Here is a 17,402-nt window from a genome sequence, read left to right as displayed (position 1 = left end):
TTTGTCGTGTACTAATATTAAAAGGTGATATGGAGACCGCCATTAAAAATCTGATAGACCGGATAACTCAACGAGTTATTGATTTCGGGATCAAAATCTTTAATCCGCATCCAATCCCACGTGATCAGGTTAAGTCCGTTTACATAAAAACGAACTTCACTTGCTCCGATTTTCTTGCTGAGGCCGCTTGGCAGGCGATACCCGATCTCTGCATTTTTGAGGCGTATGAAACTTCTGTTTTCGATAAAGAACGCGTTGTTGTCGCGCTCGCTTACCGAACTTCCAAGGCTCAACCGGGGATACAGAATTTCTTCGCCCGATGCTGCCCGCTCCGGGGTCCAGGCTGCGAGATGGCGCTCCCGGAAATCGTGGGATCCAAATGTACCGAAGGAAGACAGGGGCTGTGTAACATTAAACATACCTTGGAACAGGAAAGATAAATCGAAATTCCGATACGACACGTTGAAGGCACCGCCAAAGGTATATTCAGGTACGGATGAATAACCGATGGGTACCATGTCCCGCTCGTCGACGATCTGATCGTTATTTGCATCGACATATTTGAAATCTCCGGGTCTAACCGTGTATCCGACATAATCTAACCCCTCATTAGCGATTTCCTGTTCATTGGCGTAGTAGCCATCACGCAGTTCATACCCGAACACCTGCCCAATGCGGTAGCCGGTCTGTCTGTATCGGTAAGCAAAATCTTCGGGCAGTTGCAATTCATCAGAGAACTCGACGTTATTGCGCGCAAAATTCCAGTTGAGCTTGGAAAGGATGGACCAGTCCTGGTTAAGCCGCTTGTTGTAGTTAAGCTCGATCTCGTACCCATAGTTCTTCACAATGCCCATGTTGACCGGGCTCATCCGATTTGGCTCGACACCATAGACCATCGGTATGGTCTGCCTGTTGATGAGAATGTTATCGCGGTTTTCATGAAAAAAATCGGCCGTTAAAGTCCATTCATTAAATAGCCCGAGTTCGATGCCCAGATTGGCTTTCTGTGCGACCTCCCATTGGATCGCGGGATTGCCGATGTAGTTTTCGCCGATCTTACCGCCGCGACCCAGTGATGGGCTATATCCACCGCCGGTTTGTCGCTGTATGTCGTCGAGGTAGAGGAAGCGGCGGCCTCCCAAGCGATCGCTGCCGACGCGCCCGTAAGAACCTCGTATTTTGAGTAGATTAATAGCCGCGTGATCTTTCAGGAAGCTTTCGTTGGAGACAACCCATCCGGCAGATACCGTTGGAAAAAAACCGTAACGCCGACCTTTCGCAAACTGTTCGGATCCGTTATAACCTGCATTGAATTCGGCAAAGTACTTATTGTCGTACCCGTAAATAGCGCGCAGGGCTACACCGCGCAGGTTGAATGGCAGGCGGTCGTTAGGCAACACGCGCTGCTCTTGCTGTGCAAGTAGCATCCCCGTAACGGAATGCTTCTCGTTAAATACCCGGTTGTAATCGGCCGAAAGCTGAAAATTGAAGAAGGACTGAAAGTTAGAGCCGCTACTGATGCTCAATGGGGTATTTTCCAATTCTAAAAACATACGCCGGTATTCGACCTTGTCTACACCCCACTCGTTTGGCGTATTAGGATCTATCAGCTGTATCCAGCGCTGGTATTCCTTGCCTGCCGTAAGCGAGTACACCGTGCGTGTATCGAAGGAGGTCATAAACTTCGCGGAAAGCCCTTCGGTAAGCATACTGAGGTCCTGCTTAAGCCCCCATGATGCCATGATATTGTTCCGTGTCTCCTGTCGGTAGCCAGAACGGTTGATCAAGGCCCATGGCGAAACATTATAGTTGCCGGGACCGATAAGCACTTCGCCATCCGGGCTGAGCGGCCCTGGTAATACGACTGGGAAGAAACTGTAGGTGCGGCGAAAAATCTCATCTGTATTCGCGTTGGGCGAATTGACCAGCTCGAAGTATCCGGCGGCATTCAAAAAGGTGCTTAGCGATCCTGATTTCGTAAGCTTCGCGTCGATATTGGACCGAAAATTATAGCGTTTCAGAAATCCGGACGGATCATAATCTTCGACCTCGGGGCTGATACGCCACTGGCCTCCCTGGTTCAGGTACCCGACATTAACAAAGTACTGCACATAATCTCCTCCGCCATTGATATTTAGGTTATACCGTTCCTGTGGCACCCAATCGTTAAACAATAGCTTTTGCCAGTTGGTATTGGGGTAAGCCTCGGGATAATCCTGAAACATGAAGCGATCGAGCGCATACTCCGAATACGGAGGTTGATTGACGGGATCGTCGGGCGATACGTTTGGATTGTCATTTGCCCAGGCCTCATTCCTTAGTCGCGCCCAATCGTATGAATTGATAACCGAAGGCGTGCGGGTAAAACCCTGCAGGCCACGTTCGTATATTAGGCCGATGGATGGTTGACCACTGGTACCCCGTTTGGTGGTTACCAAGATGACGCCATTTGCTCCGCGCACACCAAATAAGGCGGTCGACGATGCATCCTTTAGGATGGTCACACTTTCTACCTCGTTGGGATCGATGTAGGTCATCTCCCGCTCTACACCGTCGACCAAAATAATAGGTGCCGTGGCGTTCAGCGTTCCCATACCACGCAGGAAGAGGGCAGTATGGTCGCGCCCAGGTTCGCCGCTACGCTGTAGGGTTGTTAAACCTGGTAGGCGGCCAGCCAAGGTAACAGCGAGATTGGCGGCTGGACTTTGCTTAATCTCTTTGGTCTGAATGGATGCAATCGCCCCTGTGACGGACACCTTCTTCTGCGTACCAAATGCAACCACTACCACTTCATCAAGATCGGAAAGGGCCTGTACTAAACTGATGTGCACGGTAGTCATTCCGCCCGTGAGCCTTACTCGCTGGGAGGTATACCCCACGATACTGAAATCCAGTGACTCGCCCGGGCTCGCCTCAATCTGATAGGAACCGGAACCATTTGTCGATGTACTTCTATCTGTACCGACTACCGTAACGGTTACACCTTCTAGGGCCAAGCCGGTAGAGTCCTGAACCGTACCGCTAACCGTTTGCTGTCGATCTGTTTGCGGAGATGCATGGTTAGGCGGTCGATTTAAGGGAGGCTTATTTTTTTCGGTGGCCTCTGCTTTTTTATTTAATACGACAACCTTATTTTTGATCGTGTATCCATAAGGCTGGTTTGCAAACAAGATGTCCAATGTACTGGGCAGCGTTTCGTTTGTAACGTCCATACTTACGGATTCCATAACCACATCGCGTTTATTGTAAAAAAATTTGAGCCCGGTCTGCCTTTCAATTTTTTTAAGTACGGAGCTCAAGTCGGCCTTATGTTCACGCAGTGTGATGCGCTGCCCAAATACATTGGCAGAGAGCTGCGCACTGAGAAGGCTGATCATTAGGAAAGTCAACTTTATTCGCATAATGATTTGTCTATGAGGTGACAACAAAAAGTTTAAAAATGGTTTTAATTGCATACTTTTGTATGGTTTGGAATTAATAAATGTAAACTGTTAGCGCTAAATTTATAGTTGCGTTTGTTTGTCTGAGCTGTTGCTGGAAATGTTACGAGCATTTCCGGCTTTCTTTTACAAACGTCTATTTGGGTACCAGTACCCAAACACTACTTGTCGGTCGGTTTATCTTTTTTTTGCTTTACGATAAGGTTATTTTTAGAGGTTAGTTCAAAATTCACTCCCGTTATCTCCAGTAGACCCAAAGCCTCTCCTAGGGATACGTCTTTGGGAATATAGCCCGAAAATAGATCATCTGAACGCGATATTTCGTAGGTTACCTGAATATCATACCACCGTTCAAATTCGGCCATCACAGCGTATATGTTGGCATCGTTAAAGTGGAACAAGCCCTCCTTCCATGCCATATACTCTTCGGTATCGACCTGTTTTTCGTTGAGGCTGCCGGTCTGACCCACAATGGACTGTTTTCCAGCAGTAAGCAATGCCTTTCCCTTAACGCCTCGCTCGACTGTCTTTGTAGGTGTAACTGCCACGGAGCCTTCGGTAACTGTCGTCACAACCCCGTAACGTGGATCGTACGTATTGATGTTGAATTGGGTTCCGAGCACTTCGACAGATTGCTGATCAGATCTAACGAAGAACGGCACACGATTCCCTTTTTTATCAGTCTGCTTGCTCACCTTGAAGTAGGCCTCCCCCGAAAGCAGCTCTATTTCCCTGCGACTACCGTCGAACTCGGATGGAAAGCGTATGGATGACAGTGCATTGAGCCATACTTCAGTGCCGTCGGACAGTCTTAATTGATACTGCCCGCCTTTTGGTGTTGATAGCACGGCGTAGCTTATCTTACCGTTCAGCTGCGCTTCTGGGTCAAATAAAGTCGTACCATCGAGGTATTTTACGTCTCCATCAACGATCAGCGACTGTTGCTCATCTAAGTTGATGACTTTTCCGTCGGATAGGGTCAAATTTGCGCTGCTTCCTATTGGACGAATATCATACAATCCTACTGTCTCTTTATCTAACGCCGGTTTAATTACGGTGAAATAGGAAACTCCCGCTACGAGAGCAAGGACAACCGATGCAGCAATTAACCTTACCTGCGTAAATAAGTGCCGAGGTGTATTGCGGTGCTCGATTACGTCTATAGACGCATTAACCTTATCTAAAATTCTGTTGCGCAGCTGCTGCTCATTTTGCACGTACGAATCTGGAATTTCCTTGTTGTCATCGGAAAAGCTATTGTACCATCGCGACAGTTCGGTCTTTTCCGACGCTGAGATTGCCCCTCGTAGCCATTTTTGGATCAGTTCCTGATATCGGTTTATATCGTTCATATTTGGTGTCTCTTTACTATATAAGTCTAGCGATTTCCTCACATCCCTTAGTCGGGTTACACTTTTTTTTTGTGCATCATCATTTCTGTAATTTGTCGATTATTTAGCAGATACATGTGGGTACAGGATAGATGTTATGGGAAATTTTATCTATATTGTGATCCCAAAGGTGGCTGACCAAAAAATAAACTTTCTATGACTGCATATATAAATAAAAGTGATCAGGAACTGGTGGAACTTCTTTATCAAGGAGACGAAGGGGCATTCACTGCAATATATGACCGGTATTGGAAAAAATTATTTATTATCGCATCAAATCGTTTATCTGAATTGGAAGAGGCCGAAGAAATTGTGCAGGATATATTTGTATCGCTATGGATACGCCGGCATCGGTTGAATCTGACATCGACTCTTTCCCGCTATCTGGCCGTATCGGTAAAGTATCGCGTATTTACGGCAATAAATAAGTCCTATACGCAGAAGCAATACTTAGATATGGTTTTAGCGCTAGATGCGTCGCAGATTGATGATTCTACGCAAGAGCTACTGGCGTTTGAAGAATTGCAACGTGAGCTCGAAAGCTATGTATCTGACCTGCCCGAAAAATGTCAGCTCGTTTTTAGGATGAGTAGGGAACAGGGGTATTCGCAGAAGCAAATCGCAGCGCAATTACAGATTTCGGAAAAGACTGTTGAAGCGCATTTGGGAAAGGCTTTTAAAACCCTGCGCACAAAGCTAAGTAGTTTTGTAACCCTACTGCTATAGCTAAAAAAACTGCATTTGCTATCCCTTCGCCTAGTGTTCTACAGCTACCGCACGGGACCTGTTACTGTTCTATATTATAAAGTTAAGCTGACGAAATCCGCCCTGATTTCGGAACTGGGCTCAATTTTCCATCTGTCTTAGAGGTTTATGGAGAAAATTTTATAGCGGCGAATAAGGGAACACTCACTTTCAGTAGACCTATATATACATAGCGCATTACGCAAACTGATCGAAGATCAATAAATCGGCGATGCTTTCTATGAAATCAGTACGTCTATGACCATTAAAAACTATAACACCTTCCGCATTATCGGCTGCTGCATACTTTGCTGGCAGCTACTTGCCTCGACTGTTTATTCGGCTTTTGCTTCGGTACCGCAACACTTCTTCGATGTCCTAACGGATAAACGATGGACGGCCCATTGGATCGGACCGGCCACCGCATCGCCATACGACTATGGTGTACATCTTTTTCGGAAAGAATTCAGCCTGAAGGATAAGCCCAAGCAGTTTATCATTCACGTATCTGCCGATCAACGGTATGCGCTTTTTGTCAACGGCCATCTGGTGGGCCGGGGCCCTGCTGCTGGCGGGCTGCTGACATGGAACTATGAGACCTTTGATATCGCAGCGCATATGCAGCCGGGACAAAACCTGATCGCAGCGCAGGTCGTTAATTATGGCAGATGGACGCCCGGTGCGCAGATGACACTTTCATCCGGCTTATTGGTTCAAGGGGATTCAGATATGGAGCAGCTTGTGAACACGGGTACCGGTTGGCGAACGATCAAAAATGATGCGTACAGTCCGTCGCTAGCAAATATGAGCGCAATCGACATTGAACCCGCTGATCAAATTACAGGAAAGCTGTATCCCTGGCATTGGCAAACCTTGGCATACGATGACGCGCATTGGGAAGAAGCAGCGGTTAATGACCGGGCGCAGTCGTTAGGATCTGGTACACAGTATCTAAGGGCGCTACAACCCAGGTCGATCCCGCTACCAGAGTTTAAAGAAGAGCCTGCGATGCAAATCCGGCGCAGTACAGGTTTAACGTTAAAGGGTGCGTTTCTGGCCGGAGGACCTATCACCATTGCGCCGCACACCAAAGTGAGCCTTCTATTGGATCAGGGATACCTCACTAATGCATTCGTAGAAACGCTAATCGGTGGTGGTGCGGGAAGTATGTTCTCTATTTCCTACGCGGAGGCACTTTACGATCAACTGGACAAGAAAGGAAATAGGAACGAGGTCGATGGAAAAACGCTAAGGGGTGTGCAGGACATTATATACCCGGCTGGTGGGAAGTCACGATCGTACCATCCGCTAAATTTTAAGACCTTTCGCTACATTCAATTGGATATAGAAACGAAGAAAGAGCCCTTGACGCTCGAAAAGTTTGCACGCACTTTCGTGGGGTATCCTTTTGAAGAGATAGCGCGTTTTGAGAGCAGTAATAAAAAACTGGACCAGATCTGGCGTACAGGATGGCGCACAGCGCGGCTGTGTGCGGTTGATCTATATTACGATTGTCCGTATTATGAACGGCTACAGTACACGGGCGACACGCGCATACAGTCGCTGATCTCCTTGTACGTAAGTGGCGACGAGCGTTTGATGCGGAAAGCTATTTCGGATCTGGCGTCTTCTATGGTGGCGGAAGGGATCCTGCAAAGTAGATACCCGACACATCACACCCAGATTATCCCTCCCTTCTCGTTGTATTGGATCAACATGCTGCATGATTACCACATGCATCGTGCGGATCCGGCATTTGTGAAACTGTACCTTCCTACCGTGGAGCGCATTATACAATGGTACAGCAGCCGGATCAATCCGCAGACCGGTATGCTGGGCGCTATGCCCCACTGGAACTTTGTCGACTGGCCGGATGAGTGGCCCTGGTCTAACGAACGTCCTTCTGGGGGAGTACCTCCGGGTGGGATTGAAGGCGGCTCAGCGATCTTAAGTTTGCAACTGGCCTATACGCTGAAAGAAGCTTCGGCGCTCCTGTCGTACTTTGGCGAGGAGGCTAAGTCAAGCAGTTACCTTGCTTTAAATAAAAGTCTGAATGCGGCGGTGATGACGCACTGCTATGAGGTGCAAAGGGGTTTGATTGCTGACGACATCAGCCGGAGCAGCTATAGCCAGCATGCTAATATTATGGGAATATTATCGGGTGCAATTCCCGATAATTTACAACGAGATGTCTTCTTGAAACTGGATTCCGACAGCTCGCTTATACAGGCTACGGTCTTTTACCGGTTTTATTTAACCCGAGCCATGAAGAAGGCCGGACTTGCAAACATGTACGTGGATAATATGGACATATGGGAAAATATGCTTGATCTGGGTCTATCTACCTTTGCTGAACGACCGGAACCCTCTCGGTCAGACTGCCATGCCTGGAGTGCTAGTCCGAATTATGATTTCCTTGCTACGGTTTGCGGTGTGGAGCCGGCTTCACCCGGATTTGAAACCGTGTTGATTCAGCCCAATCTGGGTAGCCTTTCTTTTGTTAAAGGGGAGATTCCACATCCGCAGGGAATAATTAAACTTCATCTTCGTAAAACCAATGCTAACCTTACGGGAGAGATTACCTTGCCGAAAGGTTTATCGGGAGTCTACCGCCATCAGGGAAGAAACATCAAGCTCTTAGGAGGAACGAATAACATCTAACATGATAAACTATGAAAAGAAAACACCACCTTCAACAAAATTACGCCGGTCGTTCGGCAGTAATCCTGTTTATTGGTTTTGCCTTGGGCACGCTTTATAGCTGCCAAAAGACAAACCCGCTCTCCGAAGGAAGCGAAGCGGCGTTAAACACTGATGTGGAAATGCATGAAGTTGCGAGCTTGAGTTCACCCATATCTCTACTGACTGATCAGACTTTTCAACAGGGATTGTCGGTACTCCACCCCACAGGTGGTGCAATCCAGGATACCTTGCAATACCCAGGAGCCGCATCGTCTCCGCAATGGAAGTTAGCGCAATGGTATAGCAGCTCTTCCTTATACGGCGCGTCGGCCACGGCACTGCCTTCTGGATCGTATCGCTTTGCCGACAGCAACAAAGCTATTACCCTTGGGCCGTCACCTTCTGCAGACCGCGATCTTATCTTTGCTATCAATGGGCAAAATGATTTTGGTAACGTATATCGGACCTCCTCCCAACCGTTCCCGCATTTGCTTGTTGATCAAAAAATTGCCGATCCCGATGGATGGCTCGGTACCGCTACACCTTTTATAGGGAGTATGAACAGTCTTGATTTTAATGTAGATGCTTATTTGGAATACCACACCCGGAACCAGAAATCAGGATACAATTCGTCTATACATGCCCTGCAATTCAGCTGCGTATTTTTGGTGCAGAATCTGCGGTCTGGTAATGCTGGATACGGGAAATCCATGTACTTTTCTATCATGCTGTTTGACGATAGGTACAGTCTTCCCGGGCTGGCTATCAACTCGGATATATTTAGCGGACAGCTTATCTACGACGTGGGTCTCGCAGCTTTCAGCAGTTCTGGACTCGTGCAGGGGCAATGGAAAACCGTTCAGGGCAACCTACTTCCAAAGATCAAACAGGCGCTGGATGAAGCATGGAATCGGGGCTTTTTACTTGAATCACAATCTTACAACGATTATAAGGTGTCGCTATTTACCATGGGATTTGAATGTTCAGGACTCAATATCGGTACCATGAAAATACGGAATCTAAGCTTGGTTGCCGATTAGTTGGTTGCCAAGTGAGCGCTTAACACTAAAATCCACCGTTATAGATCGTTGTCTTCTTCGTGTGTAAAAGACATACGAAGAAGACTACAATTGCCCCTAAAAGTGGAGACTCCATCTCAAGCGAGTATTGCTCGTGGCGATGTGGTTTTCAGATGGATGTCTGTTTTAAGTACTTTTTTTTGTTTTCGATTTTGAGAAGGAGCGTATTTCAAGAGATAAGCCTGTCCCCTTCGCTAGATCAACCGGGTCGACAGCTCTTATTGCTGTCTGCCAATAGCGGCAGTTTGAGCACGAAGATGTTTTCTCGTTCCTCCGTGCGCATGATAAGTGTGCCGCCATGCAATTCAGTAAGTGATCTGGCAAGTGATAACCCCAAACCTGTGCCTTCCACTTTGCCGACGTGCGCTTTCGCTCGATAGAATGGTTTGAACAAATGCGCTATCTCATCTTTCGGAATCAAATTGCCGTCATTTTTAAACGTAATACAAACTTGATTTTCAGGTATCAGTTCTGTGCTTATGTGAATATTCTGTTGAGAGTACTTGATTGCATTGTCCAACAGATTTGATATTATTTTCGAAACAGTCTCTTTGTCAAGCAGCAATGGTTCAGGAGCACCGAGCTGCAAGGATAACGTAAGTTGTCTGTACGTGATCAGTGGACGGTTCTCCTCGACGATCTCTTTTAACACTTGGTTGATGTACATGGGTGTAAAATATAACTTGAAGCCATTGGATTCAATCTTTCTAAAATCTAACAGTTGCGTGGTCATCAGAACCAACTTATTTGTGTTTCGTTGAATGGTTTCGAGCAATCTCATTAAAGGAGAATCCGCACCAACCGTGGAGATGATCTTGTCTAATGGAGCCTTGATAAGTGTAAGCGGAGTTTTTATATCGTGGGTAATACCGGTGAAGAAATCTATCTTCGCTTTATACAGTGCTCTCTCGCGATGCAGTTTAAGTGCTTCCAATCGCTTTCTGTTTTTTTCTTCGATACGCCGGTCATAGGACCAGATCATGTATAAGATCATCGCCAGTACGGCAGCTCCGTATACGAAATAAGCGGATGGAGACAGCCAAATAGAAGGACGTATAGTGATTTCTAAATTTCTTTCCAATGAGAGCGGCGTACCGTCAATTTCGGCAAGTTGCACACGGAGGGTATATTTGCCCGCAGGCACCTGTGTGAAATAAGCGGTGTTACTGTTCTTAAGCGTAATCCAATCTTTATCGTATCCTTCAAGTTTGTAACGATAAACTTTTGACTGCGGAGAAAGGAAGGTAATAGCCGCAAATTCGATACTAAATGTGGACTGCTCATGCGATAAACGTAACGCACGTGTGTAAGCGATTGCGGTATCTAAAATAGCATTCGGTGTTGATGCAGAAACCTCTTTATGTTGTACCTGCAGACCCGTGAGGTAAATAGGCACCTGCTTAGGAAATGGATGCTTTATGATGGCTGCTGGATTAAACCTAATCATTCCACCTGATGCACCAAAATATACAAAATGGTTGTGATCGCGAAAGACCGAATTATAATTGAATTGTAAACCTATAATCCCCCGTTCTTTGTTATATATTTTCAGACTTTTTTTTTGCGTATCGTAACTCACTAATCCATGTGAAGTTGATATCCAGACGATATTAAAATCATCCTCGGTGAGCGCAAGTATTTGATTGCTAGGGAGGCCATCTAAGGTGGTAAGCCGACGGAAGTCAGCTTTATTATTAGCCAAGATCGCAATTCCATTCTCCGTAGCAACCCATATTTCTCCCCCCCTCGTTTCGTAAATATAATTTACCCGATTACTATTTAACGAATATGGCTGATTTGGATTACGCATGTAACGCCTTGTTTCCCCGGTCTTGGGGTTATAGTTAACCAAACCGTCTCTCCATGTACCCAGCCATATATTGCCCTGCGAATCTTCAAAGATATTGGTGTAAAAAATATGCGTTGGAACCTCTTCAACTCGGGAAAAAGTTTCCGTATGTATATCAAAGGTATAAAGACCTCTTCCTGTAGCAAGGTATATCGTCCCCCCTCGGGTCCGGCGGATATGACTGACGAAATTATTACCTAGTTTACCATCGGTATTATAGCTGTCGTAATGTCCTATAATTTTACGTTGATGGACATCAAACAAATCTAACCCCCTGTCAAAAGTGCCGATACACAAGGTATCACCCACTAACAGTAGCCCATGTATATTGTCGTGTGACAATCCTTCTCTCGTTCCATAATGATCAAAAGTTCCAAGTGCTGGATTCCAACAGTTTAACCCTTCATCTTCCGTACCTATCCAGATATTGTTGTAGGCATCTTCTACTATTTCCCGAACAGCATTGCCGGTAAGAGCATCTTTTTGATATCGCGGAAATATCTTTTCAAAAAGATCCATTTGTGGATGACAGTAATTAATCCCACCGAAATAAGCTCCAATCCATACACCTCCTTCATGGTCTGCACATAAGGTGTATATGGCATTATCCGAAAGACTCCAGGGGTTATCGTTTTCATGATAGAGATGCCTTACAGAAGATGTGTTGGTATCGTAGATAAAAACTCCAGATTCTGTCGCCAACCAATAATTATGGTTTAGGTGCAGTATATCGCGTACGAAAATAGGGTCCCCTTCAATATCTTTCATTAAGAGGCAATCTACCGATAAGTCTTTCGGCGAAACACGTAACAATCCACTTCCTCTAGTTCCAATTAACAAATAGCCTTCTTGGTCTGTGTAGAGCTTTTGAACCCACATGTCTTTCGTGCCGATTGCTTGGTTGAGATTGATCGACCGTTTATCCTGAACACAGGTAAGGATCCCTTTATGGTTAGCATACCAGGTGTTCCCATCTTTATCAATAGTTAATGCATACACCAAAAAATCTTTTGGGCTTGTAAGTTGCCTAACTTTTTTAGATACAGGTGAGTAATGATACAACTTGAGGTTTGCGATAAACCATATTTCGTCGTTTTTATCTTTCTCTATAGCTAAAACTTCACCCGTTATATCGTGGTTAAATGTGTTGAATTGTTCTTTCTCTTTGTCAAAGAGATAAATGCCTTGGTCTGTACCCACCCAGATCGTACGATTTTTATCGATTAATAGATTTCTTATAAAATTGCTACCTATTTCGTCAGGGTTGGTAAGATCGCTCTGATATATTTTGAAATTATTTCCATCAAACCTGTTTAATCCATTTTTGGTCCCAAACCATAAAAATTTATCTTCATCTTGTACTGCACATCGAATAGAGTTATTAGACAAGCCTTGATCTACCTTATAATGGTTAAAATAATACTTTTGACTATATCCTGGTGAAAAATAGAATAAGCTAAAAAAAAGGATAATGGTATGTATTCGCATGTTAGCTATGGATCAGGAATAGGTTATAATCTTGTTGTCACGCTTATTTATTGGTTCTGGCTACATTATTATTATTTACGTATTGCATATATTCACTTGGCGACATATTGTAATACTTTTGAAAAATACGCCCAAAATGGGTATGTGAACTACAACCTACTAAATAGGAAACTTCAAATATCTTATAATCGTGCAAAAGCAATAGTTCTGTAGCCTTCTTTAGCCGCGCCATATTGATTAGTTCGTTAGGGGAAATATCCGATATAGATTTTATTTTTCTATATAAGGTGGGACGACTGAGGTTCATCAAATCGGCGAGTTTTTCGACATCTAAATTTGAATCAGCAAGATTTTTTTCAATAACACCATACACCTTTTCTAGGAACGCTTCATCACTTTTGCTAATATTGGCCGTATTAACATGAACAAAAGGTGAAGAGATAAAGAACTCCTTGATCCGATTTCTATTCAGTAACAAGCTATGGATTTGGGCACGGAGGTGATCGCGCGAAAATGGCTTTTCGATATAAACATCAGCACCAATCTGTAACCCTTCGATTTTAGCACTCATGGAATTGTTAGCAGTGAGAAGAATGATGGGTATATGGCCGTTTTTAGCAGTTGACTTGATTGTCTTGCAAACTTCAAAACCATCTATATCCGGCATCATGACATCACAGATGATAAGGTCAAGGAGGCTGCGACCTGATATTTCTAGTGCAGCTAGGCCGTGAGAAGCTCGTACGATATCAAACTCATCATTTAAATCATCTTCAAGAAAGTCTAAAATTTCCATATTGTCATCGACGATAAGAATCCTAGGCTTACAGGCTTGATACATCATATTTTCCATAGCTGTGTTTTTGTTTATATGTTGGTTATATCGTTAACTCTTGTTACTACGTCTATTCGTAACTAGCTACAATCAAAAATACATAATTGTTTACCATTTGAAAAGAACCTCGGAAGTGGTTTCGTTGATAAAATACAAAATAGCGAAGTTTTGATACGATACGTGGAATTTTCCGTTTGCATTTTTTCGTACTTCGTGCATCTAATCAGGAAGATAAAAACCTTATAAGCTATTTTACAAGGATATCGATTTATTTATAACACGGACACTGTTTCAAATAAGAATTGTTATCGATACAAAATGAGGAAAGTTTGACACAAAATGTGTTTGGTAACCATGAGCCGAAGTGCAACTTTGTTTTGTGAATTTGAATAATTTACATCGGTTATAAACGGTGTTAACAATTAACCAAATAATAATAAACGCTATAAACTAAAAAAAGAAAATGAATGATAAGCTTAGAATTATGACACTATTGCTGGTGTTCCTACCCTTGTATCAGCTTTATGGGTATACCGCAGTGGATAAAGAGTGGGGAGAAGTTCTTCGGCGGCCGATCAGCGGTATCGTTAGTGATGCAGAAGGCAATCGCATAGCCGATGTTGCAGTTTTTACCAAAGACACCTCAGCGTCAAAGGCAGTAACCGATGACAAGGGTAGCTTTACGATCAACGTAGCCGATGATGATGTCTTAGTTTTTTCCAAGGAAGGGTTTGAACCTTTAGAAATACCTATAAAGAGTATTAATCAGCTCAACATTACATTACAACGCTTAACGGCCGTCGATATAAGAAAAGACACAGCGGTGGGGAATATCGAAATCCGAGGAATGGTCACAGATTCTACCGCGCAAAAAATTAGTGGTGTTTCCGTTGCCGTAAAAGGCAGTTCTTCTATTTCTACCGCTACGGACGGCAATGGTATGTATATTCTAGAGGTACCACAGGGTTCTACTTTGCGTTTCTCCGCAGTTGGTTTTCAGGATACAGAAACGACTGTACAAAGCAACCCAGTCATTAACATTGTGTTATATCAGTCTACGTCGATGATAGAGGATGTCGTTGTCACAGCGTTTGGTGGACAAACAAGAAGAGCAGAGCTCGTCGGAGCGGTGACAACGGTTAAACCGGAGGATCTGAAGATACCTTCAAGTAATTTGACGACGGCGCTGGCGGGTCGCGTGGCGGGCATGATTGCTTTTCAACGTTCCGGTGAACCAGGAGCCGACAATGCTTCTTTCTTTGTTCGCGGTATTTCAACCTTTGGATCCAATACGAACCCGTTGATATTGATTGACAATATCGAATTAACGGCTACGGACTTGTCCTATCTGCAGCCGGATGATATTGAGAGTTTCTCCGTGATGAAAGATGCGGCAGCGACAGCATTGTATGGTGCGAGAGGGGCTAATGGTGTTATTCTCGTGACGACCAAGCAAGGGCAAGTCGGTAAAATAAACACGAGTGTCCGTTATGAACAGTCGATATCGGCGCCGACCCGAAACCTAGAGTTTGCCGATCCTATTACGTATATGCGGTTGCACAATGAAGCGATTGTGACCCGGGAGCCGCTCGCTAATTTATTGTATCCACCCGAGAAGATCGACAATACCGTGCTTGGATCAGGATCGTTTCTGTTCCCATCCACGGATTGGCACAAAGAATTGTTACAAGACTATGCGCTAACACGACGGGCCAATATGAGTGTGAGTGGGGGAAGTCAGCTCGCGACATACTACATTACCGGAGCATATACACACGATAGTGGTATTTTGAAAACGGATCGCCGTAATAATTTCAATAATGGCATTAGTAACGACGTTTTTACGCTGCGGTCTAATGTCGTCATCAGACCGATCAACACCATGGAAATTACAACAAGATTCAGCGGAACCTTTAATAATTATAATGGTCCGATGTATACGGGCTCGCAAATGTATGATTTGATTAAGCGTAGTAATCCTGTTTTATTTCCGGCGTATTACCCGGTGGACGAACAGCACCGGTTAACGAACCATATCTTATTTGGAAATGAAATGGCGCCGAGCGGATCTTATTATATCAATCCGTACGCCGAGCTGGTAAAAGGCTATCAGGAACGGGGCCGGTCAAACCTTTCTGCCCAGTTTCAGATCAGCCAACGGTTAAATTTTCTGACGGAGGGATTGCGTGCAAGAGCATTGGTCAACCTACTGCGTATCGCCTCCCATTCTATTTCCCGGTACTATGATCCATTTTGGTATGGGCTTAGTTCTTATAACCGACTGGATGATACTTACTCGATCTTTAACCTCAACCCTAATGATGGTACGGATTACCTAGGATACGACAGTTCAATCGGTGTGCCTACGGCAAACTTATATTTTGAAGGCCATTTAAATTATAACCGCACATTTAACGATAAACACAGTATAGGTGGTTTGTTGGTGTATATGCTGCGCAACAATGTTTCGTTGGGCGCCAGCGATGTACAGGGATCATTGCCCTACAGAAACGTAGGTTTATCCGGACGGGCGACCTACGGTTATGACGACCGGTATATCGCCGAATTTAACTTTGGTTACAATGGTTCGGAGCGGTTCCATCCCGATCATCAGTTTGGTTTCTTCCCATCGGCAGGCGTGGCATGGAATATTTCTAACGAGCCTTGGTTTGTCGGTTCAAAACTGAACAACACGATCTCCATGCTCAAATTAAGAGCTACTTATGGCATCGTCGGAAATGACAATATTGGCTCCGATAGATTTTTATATCTGTCGAATATCAATATGGAAAACACGAGCCTGACACAACGTTTTGGTATTCAGCGTGGGTATAGTAATTCCGGAATTTCTGTCGGGAGGTATTCTGATCCCGATATTCTATGGGAAAAAGCGAAAAAAGCGAATTTCGGTGCCGAACTGGAGTTTACTAACGGACTCAAGTTGATCGGGGAGTATTTTTTCGAAGATCGAACCGATATTTTGATGACGCGGTCGAACATTCCCCGTACCATGGGATTGTGGGTAACACCAAGTGCAAACGTTGGGGAAGCGAGAGCATGGGGAATAGACGGACAGTTGTCATACAACCGATCGTTCACTAATTCGTGGTTACAGCTGATGGGGAACTTTACCTTTGCTCGAAACAGTTACAAAACCTTTGATGAGCTACATTTTCCGAATGAACCTTGGCAATCCCGCGTCGGCTATTCTATTAATCAACGATGGGGCTATCTTGCAGAGCGTCTCTTCATCGATGAGAATGAGGTGGCCAACTCGCCGACACAGTTTGGCGTTTATGGCGCGGGTGATATAAAATACCGGGATGTAAACGGCGATGGGATTCTTTCGGAACTGGATCAGGTGCCGATTGGCTATCCAACAGTACCCGAGATTATCTACGGCTTCGGCGCCTCCTATGGTTATAAAAATTTTGATGTGTCGGTGTTTTTTCAAGGACTGGGCAACGAGTCTCTCTGGATAAGCTATGGTGATAACTCTCCGTTTTTCGCTAACAATACGAATAGTGGTCTGGTTGGTCATAATCAATTGACGCAATTTATTGCAGATAGCTACTGGAACGAAGATACGAGAGATATCTATGCGCTCTGGCCGAGACTTTCCACATCGAGTGTGGAGAATAACCGGCAGGTCAGTACATGGTTTATGCGAGATGGCTCTTTTCTACGATTGAAATCGGCCGAGATCGGGTACAAGCTTCCCGAAAGTATATCATCCAGAGCCGGGCTCAAATCAGCTCGTATCTACTTTAATGGGTTGAACCTGTTTACGTGGAGTAAATTTAAGCTATGGGATGTTGAACAAGGTGGAAATGCATTGAACTACCCGATACAGCGTGTCATAAACGTGGGGATTAATGTTTCACTTTAAAAAGC

At 44.8% G+C, this 17,402-nt stretch carries 8 protein-coding genes; 4 read left to right on the top strand and 4 right to left on the bottom strand.

The window, feature by feature from the left end:
- Window positions 1-17: 17 nt before the first annotated feature.
- Complete coding sequence (locus C4F40_RS13410; RefSeq protein WP_196939889.1) at window positions 18-3,401, bottom strand: TonB-dependent receptor; 3,384 nt, start codon at window positions 3,399-3,401, stop codon at window positions 18-20.
- A gap of 200 nt (window positions 3,402-3,601) precedes the next feature.
- Entirely contained in the window at window positions 3,602-4,792 is a 1,191-nt protein-coding gene (locus C4F40_RS13405; RefSeq protein ID WP_196939888.1) for a FecR family protein, read from the bottom strand.
- A gap of 195 nt (window positions 4,793-4,987) precedes the next feature.
- Between C4F40_RS13405 and C4F40_RS13400 the strand changes: the two genes are divergently transcribed.
- The 3 genes from C4F40_RS13400 to C4F40_RS13390 all read left to right on the top strand — a co-directional run bounded on the left by C4F40_RS13400 (window position 4,988) and on the right by C4F40_RS13390 (window position 9,297).
- Window positions 4,988-5,557, top strand: coding sequence for an RNA polymerase sigma-70 factor (locus C4F40_RS13400; RefSeq protein WP_196939887.1), 570 nt, complete (start codon window positions 4,988-4,990; stop codon window positions 5,555-5,557).
- 276 nt (window positions 5,558-5,833) lie between these two features.
- A complete protein-coding gene (locus C4F40_RS13395) occupies window positions 5,834-8,236 on the top strand; it encodes an alpha-L-rhamnosidase-related protein (RefSeq protein WP_196939886.1) in 2,403 nt (800 codons plus the stop codon).
- A gap of 11 nt (window positions 8,237-8,247) precedes the next feature.
- Complete coding sequence (locus tag C4F40_RS13390) at window positions 8,248-9,297, top strand: hypothetical protein (RefSeq protein ID WP_196939885.1); 1,050 nt, start codon at window positions 8,248-8,250, stop codon at window positions 9,295-9,297.
- Between the two features lie 238 nt (window positions 9,298-9,535).
- On the opposite strand, the gene C4F40_RS13385 is transcribed toward C4F40_RS13390, so the two are convergent.
- Both C4F40_RS13385 and C4F40_RS13380 read right to left on the bottom strand, forming a co-directional pair.
- Window positions 9,536-12,673, bottom strand: coding sequence for a ligand-binding sensor domain-containing protein (locus tag C4F40_RS13385; RefSeq protein WP_196939884.1), 3,138 nt, complete (start codon window positions 12,671-12,673; stop codon window positions 9,536-9,538).
- Window positions 12,674-12,716: 43 nt separating this feature from the next.
- A complete protein-coding gene (locus C4F40_RS13380) occupies window positions 12,717-13,526 on the bottom strand; it encodes a response regulator (protein ID WP_196939883.1) in 810 nt (269 codons plus the stop codon).
- A gap of 445 nt (window positions 13,527-13,971) precedes the next feature.
- Between C4F40_RS13380 and C4F40_RS13375 the strand changes: the two genes are divergently transcribed.
- On the top strand, window positions 13,972-17,397 hold the full coding sequence (locus C4F40_RS13375; RefSeq protein WP_196939882.1) for a SusC/RagA family TonB-linked outer membrane protein: 3,426 nt from the start codon (window positions 13,972-13,974) through the stop codon (window positions 17,395-17,397).
- Window positions 17,398-17,402 lie beyond the last annotated feature (5 nt).

This window comes from Sphingobacterium pedocola, assembly GCF_015209965.1.
GTDB classification, from domain to species: domain Bacteria; phylum Bacteroidota; class Bacteroidia; order Sphingobacteriales; family Sphingobacteriaceae; genus Sphingobacterium; species Sphingobacterium pedocola.
Note: the sequence above shows the minus strand (reverse complement) of the source record. Positions and strands in the feature narration are given on the sequence as shown.

Bases quoted from the DNA above. Each gene is read 5' to 3' on its own strand.
- C4F40_RS13395 (WP_196939886.1), top strand. From the start codon at position 5,834: ATGACCATTAAAAACTATAACACCTTCCGCATTATCGGCTGCTGCATA.
- C4F40_RS13375 (WP_196939882.1), top strand. From the start codon at position 13,972: ATGAATGATAAGCTTAGAATTATGACACTATTGCTGGTGTTCCTACCC.
- C4F40_RS13405 (WP_196939888.1), bottom strand. From the start codon at position 4,792: ATGAACGATATAAACCGATATCAGGAACTGATCCAAAAATGGCTACGA.
- C4F40_RS13385 (WP_196939884.1), bottom strand. From the start codon at position 12,673: ATGCGAATACATACCATTATCCTTTTTTTTAGCTTATTCTATTTTTCA.
- C4F40_RS13380 (WP_196939883.1), bottom strand. From the start codon at position 13,526: ATGGAAAATATGATGTATCAAGCCTGTAAGCCTAGGATTCTTATCGTC.
- C4F40_RS13390 (WP_196939885.1), top strand. From the start codon at position 8,248: ATGAAAAGAAAACACCACCTTCAACAAAATTACGCCGGTCGTTCGGCA.
- C4F40_RS13400 (WP_196939887.1), top strand. From the start codon at position 4,988: ATGACTGCATATATAAATAAAAGTGATCAGGAACTGGTGGAACTTCTT.
- C4F40_RS13410 (WP_196939889.1), bottom strand. From the start codon at position 3,401: ATGCGAATAAAGTTGACTTTCCTAATGATCAGCCTTCTCAGTGCGCAG.